General features: G+C 73.5%; 12 protein-coding genes. 1 reads left to right on the top strand and 11 read right to left on the bottom strand.

What is annotated here, in order from left to right; genetic code table 11:
- Position 1: 1 nt before the first annotated feature.
- The 6 genes from QIS96_RS28875 to QIS96_RS28850 all read right to left on the bottom strand — a co-directional run bounded on the left by QIS96_RS28875 (position 2) and on the right by QIS96_RS28850 (position 7,259).
- Positions 2 to 1,894 (bottom strand): serine/threonine-protein kinase, encoded by a 1,893-nt coding sequence (locus tag QIS96_RS28875; protein ID WP_282545725.1) that lies wholly within the window; start codon positions 1,892 to 1,894, stop codon positions 2 to 4.
- 86 nt (positions 1,895 to 1,980) lie between these two features.
- A complete protein-coding gene (locus tag QIS96_RS28870) occupies positions 1,981 to 2,304 on the bottom strand; it encodes a hypothetical protein (protein ID WP_282545724.1) in 324 nt (107 codons plus the stop codon).
- 23 nt (positions 2,305 to 2,327) lie between these two features.
- A complete protein-coding gene (locus tag QIS96_RS28865) occupies positions 2,328 to 3,869 on the bottom strand; it encodes a PstS family phosphate ABC transporter substrate-binding protein (RefSeq protein ID WP_282545723.1) in 1,542 nt (513 codons plus the stop codon).
- A gap of 63 nt (positions 3,870 to 3,932) precedes the next feature.
- On the bottom strand, positions 3,933 to 6,026 hold the full coding sequence (locus tag QIS96_RS28860; protein ID WP_282545722.1) for a serine/threonine-protein kinase: 2,094 nt from the start codon (positions 6,024 to 6,026) through the stop codon (positions 3,933 to 3,935).
- Between the two features lie 101 nt (positions 6,027 to 6,127).
- Positions 6,128 to 6,577: a MarR family winged helix-turn-helix transcriptional regulator gene (locus QIS96_RS28855; RefSeq protein WP_282545721.1), complete on the bottom strand. Its 450-nt coding sequence runs from the start codon at positions 6,575 to 6,577 to the stop codon at positions 6,128 to 6,130.
- Positions 6,578 to 6,608: 31 nt separating this feature from the next.
- Entirely contained in the window at positions 6,609 to 7,259 is a 651-nt protein-coding gene (locus tag QIS96_RS28850; RefSeq protein ID WP_282545720.1) for a DJ-1/PfpI family protein, read from the bottom strand.
- 191 nt (positions 7,260 to 7,450) lie between these two features.
- Here QIS96_RS28850 and QIS96_RS28845 point away from each other — a divergent pair, with 191 nt between their 5' ends.
- A complete protein-coding gene (locus QIS96_RS28845; protein WP_282545719.1) occupies positions 7,451 to 8,821 on the top strand; it encodes an aspartate aminotransferase family protein in 1,371 nt (456 codons plus the stop codon).
- Between the two features lie 55 nt (positions 8,822 to 8,876).
- Here QIS96_RS28845 and QIS96_RS28840 read toward each other — a convergent pair whose 3' ends face one another.
- The 5 genes from QIS96_RS28840 to QIS96_RS28820 form a co-directional block, all read right to left on the bottom strand.
- Positions 8,877 to 9,527, bottom strand: a complete 651-nt coding sequence (locus tag QIS96_RS28840; RefSeq protein WP_282545718.1) for a hypothetical protein — start codon at positions 9,525 to 9,527, stop codon at positions 8,877 to 8,879.
- Between the two features lie 553 nt (positions 9,528 to 10,080).
- Positions 10,081 to 12,540, bottom strand: a complete 2,460-nt coding sequence (locus QIS96_RS28835; protein WP_282545717.1) for a dolichyl-phosphate beta-glucosyltransferase — start codon at positions 12,538 to 12,540, stop codon at positions 10,081 to 10,083.
- Complete coding sequence (locus tag QIS96_RS28830) at positions 12,537 to 13,202, bottom strand: GntR family transcriptional regulator (protein ID WP_282545716.1); 666 nt, start codon at positions 13,200 to 13,202, stop codon at positions 12,537 to 12,539. The genes QIS96_RS28835 and QIS96_RS28830 overlap by 4 nt, the downstream gene beginning before the upstream one ends.
- A gap of 40 nt (positions 13,203 to 13,242) precedes the next feature.
- The gene (locus QIS96_RS28825; protein WP_282545715.1) at positions 13,243 to 13,575 is read right to left on the bottom strand and encodes an ArsR/SmtB family transcription factor; all 333 of its coding nucleotides are present in this window, start codon (positions 13,573 to 13,575) and stop codon (positions 13,243 to 13,245) included.
- Between the two features lie 453 nt (positions 13,576 to 14,028).
- Positions 14,029 to 14,961: an SLATT domain-containing protein gene (locus QIS96_RS28820; RefSeq protein ID WP_408907275.1), complete on the bottom strand. Its 933-nt coding sequence runs from the start codon at positions 14,959 to 14,961 to the stop codon at positions 14,029 to 14,031.
- Positions 14,962 to 15,036: the final 75 nt, after the last annotated feature.

Here is a 15,036-nt window from a genome sequence, read left to right as displayed (position 1 = left end):
CTCAGCGCACCCGAGTCAGCCGTACCGCGATCGACTCCGGGTAGCGGAGCTCCAGTTCGTTCTGCGACTTCCAGGTGAGGGTCTCGGAGACGCTGTGGGGGCAGCCGATGTTCCGGGGGGTGGTCGGGTCGAGTTCCATGGGGCTCAAAGTGACCCGGTTCGGGGTGGTGGAGACCAGCTCCGCGCTGCCGTTGCAGCGGTAGTCGATCGACCAGCCCTTGTACTTGGCGATCTTCGTGCCGACCGGACCCTGCTCGATCGTGAGCGTGCCGGACACCTCGGACTTCCAGGTGCCGAGGAACTTGTCCGGGACGGGGCGGGGCGAGGTGCGGAGCTTCTTCAGGTCGGCGGACTTCTCCCCGGTCGTCCAACTCAGCCTGCCCGAGGCCAACTTGACGCTCTTCGCCCGGTTCAGGTCGCACTCGCCGACGGAGTCCCGGTGGCGTACGGACTTCACCGTGCGGAACGAGGACAGGGCGACCGTGTCCCCGCGCTGCGGGCCGAGCGCGGCGGTGACCTTGCAGTACAGGTCCGGGGTCAGATAGGCGAGGTCGGCCTTTTTCGCGGCCCGGTCGAAGGTGACGCGCAGATACTCGTGCTCGTCGGTGACGGAGCTCTCGGAGTGCTGGACGAGGCCCTCCCAGGAGCCGTCGATCCGCGCCGCCTCCGGTTTCGGTTCCGTCTTGCCAGAGTCCTGGCTCTGGTCGCCCGCGGGCGGCTTGTCGTCGCCGGGGGTCCTGTCGGAGCGCAGGGCGAGCACGGCCCCGCTCGCGGCGAGGACGGCGACGACCGTGCCGAGCGCCACCCAGCCCACCCGAGCGCGGGCTCCCGCACGGGAGTTGGGCGGCGGCGTAGGAGTCGGAGTCGGAGTCGGAGTCGGGGTGGGCAGGGGCGCCTGGGGTGCATACGCCTGTTGCGCGTACGCCTGTTGCGCGTATGCCTGGGGCGCGTACGGCTGCGGGTTCGGCGGCAGGTCCAGTTGCGTGGGCGGGGCGTCGGCGTCGAGGAGTTCGGCGGCGCGCCGGCCCAGCTGGGCGAGCAGCGGGCCCGGCAGCCAGGCGGCGCCCGGCCCGATCGCCGCGTCCCGGGTGCGCGCCAACAGCTCTTCCACGGGCGGCCGTTCGTCCGGCGACTTGGCCAGGCAGTCCCGTACGAGGGGCAGGATCCCGGCGGGTACGGCGGTGAGGTCGGGCTCCTCCTCGGCGATCCGGAACATCACCGCGTGCATCCCGCTGTCCGCCGTGCCGAAGGGCGTCCGCCCGGTCGCCGCGAACGCGAGGACCGAGCCGAGGCAGAACACGTCGGACGCGGGTGTGAGCCGCCGGCCGCGCACCTGCTCGGGCGACATGAAGCCGGGGGAGCCGATGACGGCGCCGGTGTGCGTCCTGATCCCGTCGACGGCCGGGTCGAGGGCGCGGGCGATGCCGAAGTCGATGACGCGCGGCCCGTCGATGGTGAGCAGGACGTTGGACGGCTTGAGGTCGCGGTGCACCAACGCCGCGCCGTGGATGGCCTGCAGGGCGTGCGAGAGCCCGCCGGCGAGGGCGAGGACGGACGGCTCGGGCAGCGGGCCGTGGCTCTGCGCTACGACGCTGTGCAGGTCGGGGCCCGGTACGTACCCTGTCGCGACCCAGGGGGTCTCCGCCTCGGTGTCGGCGTCGAGGACCGGGGCCGTCCACCGTCCGCCCACGCGCCGGGCGGCGGCCACCTCGCGGGTGAATCTGCGGCGGAACTCGGGGTGCCCGGCGAATTCGGCGTGCACGACCTTCACGGCTACGGTGCGTCCGCCCTCGGAGCGCGCGAGATAGACGCGGCCCATGCCGCCGGCGCCGAGGCGCGCGAGCAGTCGGTAGGGGCCGATGCGGGGCGGATCTTCAGTTGTGAGGGCGTCCACCCGATCGACTGTAGACCACCCGAAGGAGCGTTGAGGGGCGACGGTGGTTCCTCCCGATCCGGCCTGGGATCACGGGAGTTGGGGCGCTAAGGAGAGACCGAAGCAGAGCCCGAAGGAGAGCCCGAAGGTGTGGGCGTGGGCGTCGGCGTCGCGGACCCGGTGTCGTTCGGGAGCGGGCCGAAGTCGTACGTCGGATCGTCCTCGGGCAGGTGCCAGGGCGACTGCGTCGGCTCCGGCGGCGCGAAGGGGCCGGCGTGGTTCTCCGCCATGACCATCATGACGACGGCGAACAGCACGCTCCCGATGGCGAGGGCGAGCCCCACGGGGTTGTTGAGGTTGTAGACGTACCGACTGGTGCCCCAGCGGCTCTTCTTGAACACCGGCTCATGGTCGTCGTCCCCCTGTGTCATGTCCGCAGCCTAAGGACCGCAGGTCACGGATCGATCGCCGGTCCGTCACCGCATGCCCGCAGCCCCTCGGGGGACGCGCACGGCACATGGCCGTGGGTGCGGATCACGTCCTGGCCGCTGCCGCGCACCGTGTAGTTGAGGAAGCTGGAGACGAGGGAGTCCGCGGGCGGCCTGCCGTACGTGTAGGCGTGCTCGATCTCCCGGAACGGGTACGCGGAGTCCGCCACGTCCTCGATGGTCGGCGCGGCCCCGTCCAGGCTGAGCCGGTGCAGGCCCTTCGGCACGGTGGCGGAGCGCAGTTCCGCGTACCCGATGGCGCCGGGGACGTCCGCGACGGAGTCGAGGAGCTGCTCCGTGCTGTCCGCCTCGCAGCGCACGAGCGGGGCCTTCGGGTTGTCCTTGGTGCGGCAGTCCGCGGACGACGGCTCCTCCTCGAAGCCGCGCAGGATGCGGCGTTGGAACACCGCGCGCGTACCGGAGTTGGAGTTGCGGCTGACCAGGACGACAGGGAGCGCGGGCAGCCCGGGGTCGAGCTCGCGCCAGGTGCGGACCTCGCCGCTGTAGACGCGGCGCAGGTCGGACAGGGAGAGGTTCTTCAGCGGCACGCGGTCGTTGAGGACCATCGCGAACGAGGAGACGGCGACGCGGTTCTCCCGCAGCTGGGGCCGGCCGCTCGGTTTGGGCCCGTCGGAGAACGCGACCAGGGCGGGCGAGGCGGACGACTTGCCGCCCGCCTCGTCGAGTTCGTTGATGCCGGGCGCGCTGCCGTGCGCGTCGACGGTGATCTCCGAACCGGGGCAGTCCTTCTCGTACTTGTCGGCAAGCTCCTCGGCGACGGGCTTGAACGCGGTGGAGCCGATGACGGTGAGGCGGCCCTCGGCGCAGCCCATCGGCGGCCGGTCGCCGCCGACGACGATCAGTGTGGAGAGCGCCGTGACGCAGAGCGTGAGCAGCCCGGCGAGGAGCTTCGCGGGGCGGCTGAGCAGGGGCGGGGTGTCGTCGGGTGTGGTGCTGCGGTTGGGCAGCACCCGGCCGTCGCGGATGCCGCCGGTGATGCTGATCGCGTCGCCGACATGGCCGCCGGAGAGCAGCACGAGCAGCTTGAAGTGCTCGCCCGGGTTGAGCGGTACGCGCGGGATGTACAGCTTGGACGCCTCGTGCCGCATGCCGAGCGCGGGCGCGAAGTGGTCCATCAGATGGCCGGAGTCGCCGGGCTGGGTGACCGCTATGCCGCGGATGGTGCGGGAGCTGAACTCGGCGGTGAGGCCGTGCAGTTCACGCCCCGTGTAGTCGTCGCCCGCGATGCTCTGGCTGCCGTCGTTCTCGACGCGGAGCAGGACGAGCGTCGCGTCCGTCATCGCGCCCTCGCCGAACAGGCCGAGGCGCACGTTGGCGCGGCCCGCGCCCTCGTCGCTGCCGATGGGGGTGTCCATCTGCACGCGGTAGCCGATGCGCTTGCGGCGTGGCACCCGGCGTTCGATCCAGAGGGCCACGATGGTCGCGAGCACGCCGAGGAGGGCGGTGCCGACGGCGATCACGTTCTCCGCGCTGAGCCACTCTTCCACGGGGGCACGCTATGAGCGCGGGAGGCGTCCCGGGCGCTCAACTCCCGTGGTTTCGCCTGCTGTTCACCGCCCGGTCGTACGGGTGTACGTGAGGGGCGTGCCGCCGCTGCCGATGAGTTCGCGGACGAGGGTGCGGTCGTCCGGCAGGGTGAGTTCGCTGACCGGGCCGGGTTTGCAGCTGCCCGGATCGCCGCGGGTGACGGTGGACGGGCCGAGCGTCAGCGTCGCCTCGTCGGCGGACCGGAGCACGGCCGTCCAGCTGCAGTCGTGGTTCGGGCCGGAGCCCTCCAGGCGCATGACCTGCTCGCCGCGGTCCCCCTGAGTGAGCGTCAGCGTACGGGTGTTGGTGCCGCCGCCGGCCTCGAAGCGGGCCTGCCAGGTGCCGAGGTAGGCCTGCGGGACCGCGCCGTCGGAGGCTGTGTTCCGGTCGGGTGACGGGGTGGCCGGTGCGGTGGGGGCGGGGCTCTCGCCCTGGTCCGTACTGCCGGGGCCCTCGCCCTTCATCATCGCGTAGACGGATCCGCCCGCGCCGATGGCGACGGCTGCGGCGACCGCGACCAGGAACGCTGTGGTCCGGTTGCTGCGGGGGTGGGGCGGCTCGTGGCGGTCCTGCCGGTTCTGCCGTTCCTGCTGGTCCTGTCGGTCCTGGCGGTCCTGTTCGGCGAGCCGCGCGTACCAGGCGTCGGAGCCGAAGGGCGGCTCGGGCGCGGGCCCGCCGCCGGGCAGTGCCGCCGACGCGCCGCCGGTCGCCGGGTGGCCGAAGCCGATGGGCTGGGGCGGGCCGGGCGCGGCCTGGGCGTGCGGGTCGCGGGGGGTACGGGGGCTGCGGGGGGCACGGTAGGTGGTTTCGGCGGCCTCCGCGGGGCCGACCTCTTCGGCTCCGGTTTCGGCTCCGGCTTCGACCGCCGCGGCCTCGGCCTCGGCGGTCAGCGTGGGCAGGTCGTCCAAGGGGCGGGCGCCGCCTGCGGGTCGGTCCGCGGGTCGGTCCGCGGCGGGGTCGCTGACGAGGGTGGGTTCGGGGGTGGCGCCCTCGGGCCCGGGTCCCGGTCCCGGTCCCGGTATCGGGGGGTGCGCGGGCGGGGCGGGGGCGGGGCGGTCGTCGGCGGGGGAGCGGGGTTCCGGCACGCGTACGTTCGGATCGGACGCAGCCGCCCCCGACGCGGCCCCTGCCGAAGCCCCTGCCCTCGCAGAGTGCCCTGCTCCCGGCGAGTTCCTTGCCCCCGCCGAACCCCCCGCCCCCGGATCCTCCACGTCCAGCAACCGCACCGCGTGCCGCCCCAGTTGGGCGATGAGCGTGCCGGGGAGCCAGGGTTCGCGGGCGCGGCCGTCGACGAGCGTGTCGTGCGCCCCGGTGCGGCGCAGGAGTTCGTCCAGGGCGGGCCGGTCCTGCGGGTCCTTCGCGAGGCAGGACCGCACGAGCTCGCGCAGCGCCTTCGGCAGCCCGCGCAGGTCCGGCTCCTCCTGGGCGATCCGGAACATCAGCGCGTGCGCCCCGCTGTTCTCCGCGCCGAACGGCAGCCGGCCGGTGGCCGCGTACGCGAGGACCGAGCCGAGGCAGAACACGTCGCAGGCCGGCGTGATCCGGTCGCCGCGCACCTGCTCGGGCGCCATGAAGCCGGGCGAGCCGACGAGCGCGCCCGCGCGCGTGAGGCCGCCGTCGGTGACCGTCTCCAGGGCGCGGGCGATGCCGAAGTCGATGACGCGCGGCCCGTCGATGGTGAGCAGGACGTTGGACAGCTTGAGGTCGCGGTGCACGACCCCGGCGGCGTGGATCTCGCGCAGCGCGTGCGCGAGTCCGGCGGTGAGGATGCGCACGGAGCGCTCGGGCAGCGGCCCGTGCTCGCGGGCCACCACGGCGTGCAGCGAGGGCCCGGCGACGTACCCGGTGGCGAGCCAGGGCCGGTCGGCCTCGGTGTCGGCGTCCAGGACGGGCGCGGTCCACGGCCCTGCCACCTGCCGGGCCGTGTCGACCTCCTGCCGGAAGCGGCTGCGGAACTCCTCCTGCTCGGCCAGCTCCTCGCGGACCAGCTTCACGGCGACGGTGCGCCCGGCGGTCGAGCGGGCGAGGAACACCTGGCCCATGCCGCCCGAGCCGAGGCGCCCGAGCAGCCGGTACGCGCCGATCGTCCGCGGGTCCGAAGCGCCCAGCTCGTCCATGGCCCCTAGCCCTCCCCGTACCGGCTCCGAGCCGTCGAACGACTCCGCCGGCTCGCAGCAGCCCGACAGTTCGAGGATAGAAGGGAACCGGTACGGCGGCCCTAGGGTTCGGGAACCGATTCCAGGCTCTGCATCGCCTCGGACAGCTGCTCCAACACCCGTACGGTCTCGGCGAGTTCGGCCTCGCCGAGGCGCTCGGCGAGCTGTGCGGCGAGGCGGGCGTGGCCGGGGCGGATGCGGTCGACGGCGGCCCGGCCCTCCTCGGTGGGCGTGACGAGCTTCGCCTTGCGGTGGGCGGGGTTGGGCTCGTAGCGCGCGAGGCCGTCGGCGACGAGCCGGTCCGCGACGCGCTGCACGCTCTGCCGGGTGATGCCCATGCGGCGGGCGATCGCGGCGACCGGCAGCGGCTCCGCGAGGACGGCGCCGAGCACCTGCCACCAGGCGGCGGTGAGCCCGGCGGGCCGCGCCAACTGCTCGGACACGGCGAGGAACTGGCCGTTGAGGCGGAAGACGCCGAGCGCCGTCCGGCTGAGAGCCTCGGTCTCCTTCACTGGTTCTCTCCGGTTCCCTGGTCTCTCCGATTCACCGGTCTTCTCCGCTTCCCTGGTTCTCTCCGGCGGCGAGCACCTCGTAGGCGGCCGGGTCGGAGGTCCGGAACAGCCGGTACCAGGCGTCGAGTTGCTCGCCCTCGTACACCCCGAGGCGGCCGAGGATCTCGCGGGCGAAGCCCTCCGGGTCGGTGCTGTTGGCGGTGATGAGGTCCCCGTCGGTGACGGCGGTGGCGTCGGGGACATAGTGCTCGGCGCCCTTGTAGCCGGTGGCCTGGAGGTAGAAGGAGACGTTGCTGGTGTGCGGCCGGTCGTCGAGGAGGCCCTCGCGGGCCAGGCCGGCGGTCGCGCCGCAGATCGCGGCGACCGGCACGCCCGCGTCGAGGAACGCGCGCGCCTTGCGTGCGAACGGAGTGAGCTCGTCCCCCTCGTCCCACAGGTCGCCGCCGGTGAGGACGAGCAGCGCGCTGTCCTCGGGGCGTACGTCGGCGAGCGTCAGGTCGGGCGTGATGCGCAGGCCGCCGATGGTGGTGACCGGGTCGAGGCTCGCCCCGACGTACCGGATCTCGTACCCGCCCCTGGCCAGCCAGGCCGTGGCGTGACCGGACTCCCAGTCGGCGTAGGTGTCGTAGACGGCGACGTGTACGGGCTTGCGGGCGGTGGCGGCGGTGGTGCTGCTGGTCATGGCTGCTCCCGGGGCGCTCGGATTCTGCGAACCTGACAGCAGTCTGTCAAGTCGACAGCATGCTGTCAATGTGCTCCTTCGAAGGGTGCGCCGCCCGCCCCGCGCCGCTCGACAGACTGTCGGGCCCGCCCCGTGCGCAGCGAACACGACGCCGATGTTCCGTCCGTATCCCGGACATTTACCCTCGGCTCATGACCCCTCATGTCACCCCTCAGGCCGATCCCGCCAAGGGCGCGGCCGTCAAGGCCGCCGACCGCGCGCATGTGTTCCACTCCTGGTCGGCGCAGGAACTGATCGACCCGCTCGCCGTCGCAGGTGCGGAGGGCGCGTACTTCTGGGACTACGACGGCAACCGCTACCTCGACTTCACCAGCGGCCTCGTCTACACCAACATCGGCTACCAGCACCCGAAGGTCGTCGCCGCGGTGCAGGAGCAGGCCGGGCGGATGACGACGTTCGCGCCCGCCTTCGCCATCGACGTCCGCTCCGAGGCCGCACGCCTCATCGCCGAGCGCACGCCGGGCGACCTGGACAAGATCTTCTTCACCAACGGCGGCGCCGAGGCGGTCGAGAACGCCGTCCGGATGGCCCGGCTGCACACCGGCCGCCCGAAGATCATGAGCGCCTACCGCTCGTACCACGGCGCCACCGCCGCCGCGATCAACCTGACCGGCGACCCGCGCCGCTGGGCCTCCGACAGCGGCACGGCGGGCGTCGTGCACTTCTGGGCGCCGTTCCTCTACCGCTCGCCGTTCTACGCGGAGACCGAGGCGGAGGAGTGCGCGCGGGCGCTGCAGCACCTGGAAGACACCATCGCGTTCGAGAACCCGAACTCGATCGCCGCGATCGTCCTGGAGACCGTGCCCGGCACGGCCGGCATCATGACGCCGCCGCCCGGCTACCTCGCCGGCGTCCGCGAGATCTGCGACCGGTACGGCATCGTCTTCGTCCTCGACGAGGTCATGGCGGGCTTCGGCCGCACCGGCGCCTGGTTCGCCGCCGACCACTACGACGTGGTGCCCGACCTGCTGACCTTCGCCAAGGGCGTCAACTCGGGCTACGTCCCGCTCGGCGGCGTCGCCATCTCCGGCGCGATCGCGGAGACCTTCGCGAAGAAGCCGTACCCCGGCGGCCTCACCTACTCCGGGCACCCGCTGGCCTGCGCGGCGGCGGTGTCGACCCTGGAGGTCATGGCGGAGGAGCGGATCGTCGAGCACGCCGCGCACATCGGCGAGCACGTCCTCGGTCCGGGCCTGCGCGAGCTGGCCGAGCGGCACCCGTCGGTGGGCGAGGTCCGCGGCCTCGGCGTCTTCTGGGCCCTCGACCTGGTCCGCAACCGGGAGACCCGCGAGCCGCTGGTCCCGTACAACGCGACGGGCGAGGCGAACGCGCCGATGGCGGCGTTCGCGGCGGCCTGCAAGAAGTCCGGCCTGTGGCCGTTCGTGAACATGAACCGCACGCACGCGGTGCCGGCCTGCACGGTGACCGAGGCGGAGGCCAAGGAGGGCCTGGCCGTCCTGGACGAGGCGCTCTCGGTGGCGGACGGGTTCGTGGTGGCGTAGCGCGTACGGGAAGGGGGTGGGGCGAGAACCCGCCCCACCCCTCACTTGTCACCCGTCAACTGAAGACGATCATCGACCCCTGGCCGAGGCTCCGGGTGGCTGCCGCGTGCAGCCCCAGCCACACGTGCCGCTCCCTGGCGAAGGGGTCGTCCCCGTACGCGACGGGCGCGGCCGGCTCCTCCAGCTCCGTCGGGGCCGAGGGCGGGGCCGGGGCGGGCGGCGGGTTGGCCGGGTCGATGCCGATCGCCGGCGCGACGAACTCCAACTCCCGCAGCAGGGCCTGCGCGGACCCCAACGGACCGCCCCCGTCGAGGAGTTCCTCGCCGGTGAGCGGGGTCGCGAAGTCCACCGGCACGTACGCCCCGGCGTGGTCGTAGTGCCACACCAGGTGCGACTCCTTGGCCGTGGCCTCGAACATCTCCAGGAGCTGTTCGTAGTCCCCGCCCAGCTCGTCGACCGGCGTGACGTCGAACCCGCACAGCTTCAGCAGGTACGCGCGGCGCAGGAAGTGCAGCGCGTCGTAGTCGAACCCGGCGACCGGCGCCACGTCCCCGGAGAGCCCCGGCATGTACGCGAAGACCGGCACCGGTGGCAGCCCGGCTTCGCCGAGTGCCTTGTCGTAGAGGGCGAGTTCTTCCGCGAACGGGTTGTCGGGGCTGTGGCACAGCACGTCGACGAGGGGGACGAGCCACAGGTCACAGGCCAAGAGAGAGCTCCTCGGGTCGGCTGCGGGAGATCGTGCGGGAAGCGTAGTGCGCACACGGGCCCTGCACCTCCCCCCGTACTTCTTCCCCACCCCGCCCCTTCCCGAAAGTCCCCGACGAGTGGCACCTCTGGGGCTCCGCCCTCAGCCACTGCCCGGGACTGCCGCCCCGGCCCCTCTTCGCGGCTCCGCCCCGGCCCCCGGTCGTCTTTCGGGTGCCGCTTCGTCGTGGCTGGTCGCGCAGTTCCCCGCGCCCCTTAAAAACCAGCCCCGCCCCGCAAAATCCAGCCCCCGGCATCCGAGGGGTGGGGGCAAATCCAGCCCCTCCGGCGTTTGAGGAGCGGGGGTTCCGGGGGCTGGCCCCCGAAGCGGGGTCCGGGGCGGAGCCCCGTGGTGGGGTCCGGGGCGGCAGCCCCGAGGTGGGGTCCAGGGGCGGCAGCCCCGGGGAGCGGGGGGTCCGGGGGTGGCAGCCCCCGGAGCTGTCCGCCGGGCCACGCGGCGGCAGCCGCAAATTGATACAGCCGGGAAGGGGCGGGGTCGGGAAGAAAAAGGCCCCCTACCCCAGCTCCCAGACCCACACCCCGCCCACGAACTCCCCATCCCGCCCGAGGAGTTGCCGCAGAGTCGCCCGAAGAGCCTCCGCCCCGGGCTGCGGGGCCAGGACAAGCGCGCCCGCGTTCCAGTACGCGAGATCCTCCGCCGCCTGCCGCCGCCACGCATCGCCGAGCAACGGCGCCCGCCCCGAGTAGCGAACGTCGCGCAGCAGGTTCGCGGTGTGCCGGGGCGCCGCCCCGTAGATCCCGACGCGCTCCTCGCCCCAGGGCCCGTTGAAGTACCCGCCCGGCACCTTGAAGCCGAGCCCGGCGGCGACCTGCCAGTGCAGCCCCTCGGCGTTGCCGGGGTCCGGCAGCGGCACCGGTACGAGGCTCTCGCCGCGCGCGGTGTCGACGTAACTCCGCCACGTACCGTCGGTGATGAACGGCGGCACGGCGACCCGCTCGACCGTCGGCAGCGGCATCGGCACGATCGGCGCGAGCGCGGCGGCCACCGCGGCGAGCCCGAGCGCCCGCCGCGACGGGCGGGAGACGGCCAACCGGTCCACGGCGAGCGCGACGAGCATCCCGAGCGCGGGCGCGCACACCATCGCGACCCTCGACTCGATCACCGACTCGAAGAGCGGCGCGTGCGCCAACGGCCGCCAGGGGCCCGGCAGTACGACATCCGTCAGCGGAATGCGGAACTCCGGCCCGAGCGACAGGAACGCCGCCGCGAGCGCAGTGAACGCGAGGGCCCGCACGACCGCCCGCCGCCACAGCCCGACGGTGATCGCCAGGGCCAGGGTGACGAGGGGCCAGCCGTAGAAGGCGTTCTGCTCGGTGATGTTGAGGGCGAGCGGCTCGGCGGCCTCGCGGCTCCCGGCCAGGGACCGCTCGGCGAAGGAGAGGAGTGCGAGCGGACTGTTCCCCGTGCCCTCGCCGTGCAGCACCGAGCGGTAGCTCTGCGGCCCGAAGAACTGCCAGTACAGCGGGTACGCGACCAGCGGCAGGGCCACCCCCGCGCCGACCGCGAGCCCTTTTCCGAGCGGCCGCCACACCGCCCGCGCCACGGCCGGCCGCACCACCGCGTAGGCCACGGCGAACAGCAGCATCCCGACGGCCGCGAGCAGCAGCGGCTCCTCGCCGAGGAAGATCTGGTACGCGGCGAACAGGCCGAGCACGACCCCGTCCCGTACGACCCGCGCGTCCGGGGTGCAGAGCCGGAGCGCGCGGTCGACGATCAGCGGGATCATGAACAGCACCACGAAGTTGGGGTGCGCGTTGGCGTGGCTGACCATCGGCGGCGCGAACGCGGCGAGCAGCCCTCCGACGACCGCCGCGCACCGGCCGGTGCCGAGCCACTTGTGGATCAGCCGGTACCAGGCGAGCCCGGTCGCGGCGAGGCCGAGCGTCATCACGAGCGCGAGCGAGACGGCGGGCCCGAAGGCGGCGGTGACCGGCGCGAGCGGCACGGACAGGCCGAGCATCACGGTGTTGGCCATGAGGTTCACGCCGTCGGGAAACCCCTGAAGATCGGTGAACAGCGGGTTCCGAAGACCGGGACCGAAACCGACACTGTCGGCGGTGACGGCGAAGAACCACTCCCACTGGTTCTGGTCCTGCATCGAGTCCGGCAGATAACGGCTCGACGGATCGGGCCAGCGCCCCTGGTGCAGCAGGAACGAGGCGAGCAGGAAGGCGCCGAGAACGGCGAGCTGCGCGGGCCGCACCGCCGTGAGCCGCCGGGGCCGCACCGCCCGCGCCTTCATCACCGCCAGCTCGCCGAGGACCCGCGGGTAGTCGAGGGGGCGGACCTTCGAGCCCTCCTGGTGCGCCCAGCGCACCGGCACCTCGACGATGCCGAGGCCCCGGCGGCGCAGATACTGCAGCACCTCGACGTCGATGGCCCAGCCGTCGGTGCGGGCGGCGGCGAACGCGGCGCGCGCGTGCTCGCCGTCGAAGAGCTTGAAGCCGCACTGGGTGTCGCGGATGCCGGGCACCGCGACGGCCCGTATCAGGAAGTTGCCGCAGCGGCCGAGGAGTTCGCGCCGCCGGCTCTGATGCGTCTCGATGGTCGCCCCGGGCCGCGCCCGCGACCCGACAGCGACGGCACAGCCACCCGCCATCGCCTTCTCAAGCCGCTCCAACTCCTCGACGGGCGTGGCCAGATCGGCGTCGGTGACGAGCACCCGCCGCCCGCGCGTGTGCGCCACGCCCTGGCGCAGCGCGTACCCCTTGCCGCGGTTGCGGTCGTACGCGACGACCTGTACGACGTGATCGCCCTCGGCGGTGGCCGCCTCCTCGGCGATCGCACGGGTGCGGTCCGTGGACCCGTCGTCGACGACGACGATCTCCCAGCTCTCCCACGGCCCCTCGGCCAGATGCCGGCGCACGGCGTCGAGCGTGGGCCGCAGCCGGTGCTCCTCGTTGTAGGCGGGGACGACGACCGACAGCTCGGTCGGCGGTTGCGGCACGGTCACCGTGCGAGGTTCTCGACCAGCGCGAGGGAGTGCTCGTTGTAGGCGGCCACCAGGGCGTACGCGGCGCCTGCGTCGCGCCGCGCCACCGCCTCGACGAGCTCGATGTGCCCCCGCCACAGCTTGCCGCGCAGATCGGGCGCGCGGCGCAGGTGCGGCACGACGAACACCCAGGACTGCACGCGCAGCCGGTGCAGGAAGTCGCTGAGGTACGGGTTGCCGAAGAGCGCGCTGAGCTCGCGCCAGAACCGCAGGTCGTAGCCGATGAGGACGTTGAGGTCGCCGGCGGTGGCGGCCCGCTGGGCCTCCTCGGCACGCCGCCGCACGGAGCCGAGCTCCAGGCAGATCCCGTCCGTGCCGCGCTCGGCGATGCCGCGGAAGATCGCCTCGGCGACGATGCTGCGGGCCTCGACCATGCCGCGGTAGTCGGCGGCGCTGAACTCGTGCACCTTGAACCCGCGGTGCTGCACGGAGTCGAGCAGCCCCTGCGCGGACAGGTCGACGAGCGCTTCGCGGACGGGGGTGGCGGAGACGCCGTACTGGTCGGCGATCTCCTTGACGCTGAACTCCTGGCCGGGTGCGAGCCGTCCGGCCAGGACCTCGTCGCGCAGGGCGTCGGCGATCTGCTGGCGCAGGGTGCTGCGGGTGACCGCGGTGCTGCGCATGGTCGTGGCTGTCCCTCTCGAAGGCTCGGAGCTGGTCACCTTACGCGCCGCCGGTCCGGGGGCCGACCGAGCGTCGCTGCACCGGTCCGGGGGCGTCCGCGACCTCCTCGGCGACGAGGACCGCCTGGTCGAGCAGCGCCCGTACGTGCTCTCCGGCGGCCCGGTAGTACACGTGGGTGCCGGACCGGCGGGACGTGACGAGCCCCGCGGTGCGCAGCCGCGCCAGATGCTGGGAGACGGCGGCGACCTGGGCGCCGGTCAGCTCGGCCAGCTGCCCCACGGCCCGCTCGCCCCGGGTCAGCTCCCACAGCACGGTGAACCGGGTCGGATCGGCGACGGCCTTGAGCACGACCACCACTTGTTGCGCATCCACGCAAGAAGCCTACGTGCACTTTGTCTGCCCGTCGTCCGCCGCCCACAGCCCCGCAGCTGCTCGGCTGCGGCTCCGCGCCCGCCTGCACCGCGGTTGTCCGGCTGTTGCTTTGCCGTTCCGCCGTTCCTGTCCGTCCCGTCGTTGTTCGGCTGCGGGCTTCGTCGTGGCTGGTCGCGCCCCGCGGCGGAGCCGCTGATGTCACAGCCCCGCGCCCCTGCCGGGGCACGTGTCTCAGCCCTGCCCCGCCAAATTCAGCCTCTCCGGCGTTTGAGATGGGGGTCCCCCCTGCTCGAGCGAAGCCGAGAGCTTGGGGGAGGGGGTCCGGGGGCCGGCCCCGTGCCGACGGCGGCCACGCGGCGGCAGCCGCATATCGGACACAGCCGGGAAGGGGCGGGGAGGGGATCAAGAGAGCCCGTAGGGCGAAAGGCGCAGGGCCGGGGGGCAAGCCCCCGTTCACCGAGCCTCCGGCGGCCGCTGCCGCGGCATGTTCGGCCGAGCCCCATGCGGCGGCAACGAGACCCGCCCCTGCACAGGCCCCTCCCCCCGAGCCCCACCCACCGACCCAGCCGCCTGCAGCCCCAACGGCGCGGGCCCCGACCGGAACTCCACCATCCAGTCCGCGGTCTCCGACCGCACCAGCTCCGTGACGTCCTCGGAGAACCTCCGCAGCACCCCGAGGCACCGCTCCGCCGCCTCGCTCGCCGTCCCCTCCGCGGGCCCGAGCACCTCGCGCACGCTCTCCGACGCCCAGTCGAACTGCAGCACCTGCAGCCGCCGCTGCACCGCCTGCGCCGTGGCCATGTCCCTTATCCAGCCGGAGGTCAGCCCGAAGTACCGGTCGCAGCCCACACACCCCACCGCGAGCAGCAGCGCCAGATAGCCCCAGGGCGCCGCCCCTTCGACCGTCGACGTCGCGTCGAGCAGCGGCAGCGCCGCCCCGGTCAGGGCGCCGAGCGCCGCTCCGAGCCGCAGCAGCCGCGCGCCCCGCCGCTTCCAGGCGCGGTCGGCCAGGTACCGGGCGGCGGTGTCCAGGGCGCCCGCCTCCACCCAGCGGTACAGCTCGTCGAGCCGGTCCGCGGGCTCGCCCCAGTCGCCGAGCGGGAAGGGCCGGCCCATGAGATCCTCCCCGCCGCCCACCCGGCCCGACCGCGCCGCACGGCCCGCACGGCCCGCCGTACGAGGGCCGTCACCCGGCTCCGTACGAGGATCGGCGAAGCCTTCCGTACGAGGATCCCCACCGGGCCCCGCACCAGGACTCCCACCGGGCCCCGCACCAGGCCCCGCGCCGGGCCCCGCACGAGGCCCCGTACGGGAATCCGCCCCCTCGCCCCGTCCGTGCGCACCGCCGCCGCGCGGCACCTCGGGCTGCATCTCCGGCTGGCTCACCCGGCACTCCCTCGATTCCTGCGGACTGCGGTTCGTGCCGCCCCTGCTGGGGCGGGTGTGGCTGATGTGCTGATG

It is taken from the genome of Streptomyces cavernicola, assembly GCF_029968035.1.
GTDB classification, from domain to species: domain Bacteria; phylum Actinomycetota; class Actinomycetes; order Streptomycetales; family Streptomycetaceae; genus Streptomyces; species Streptomyces cavernicola.
Note: the sequence above shows the minus strand (reverse complement) of the source record. Positions and strands in the feature narration are given on the sequence as shown.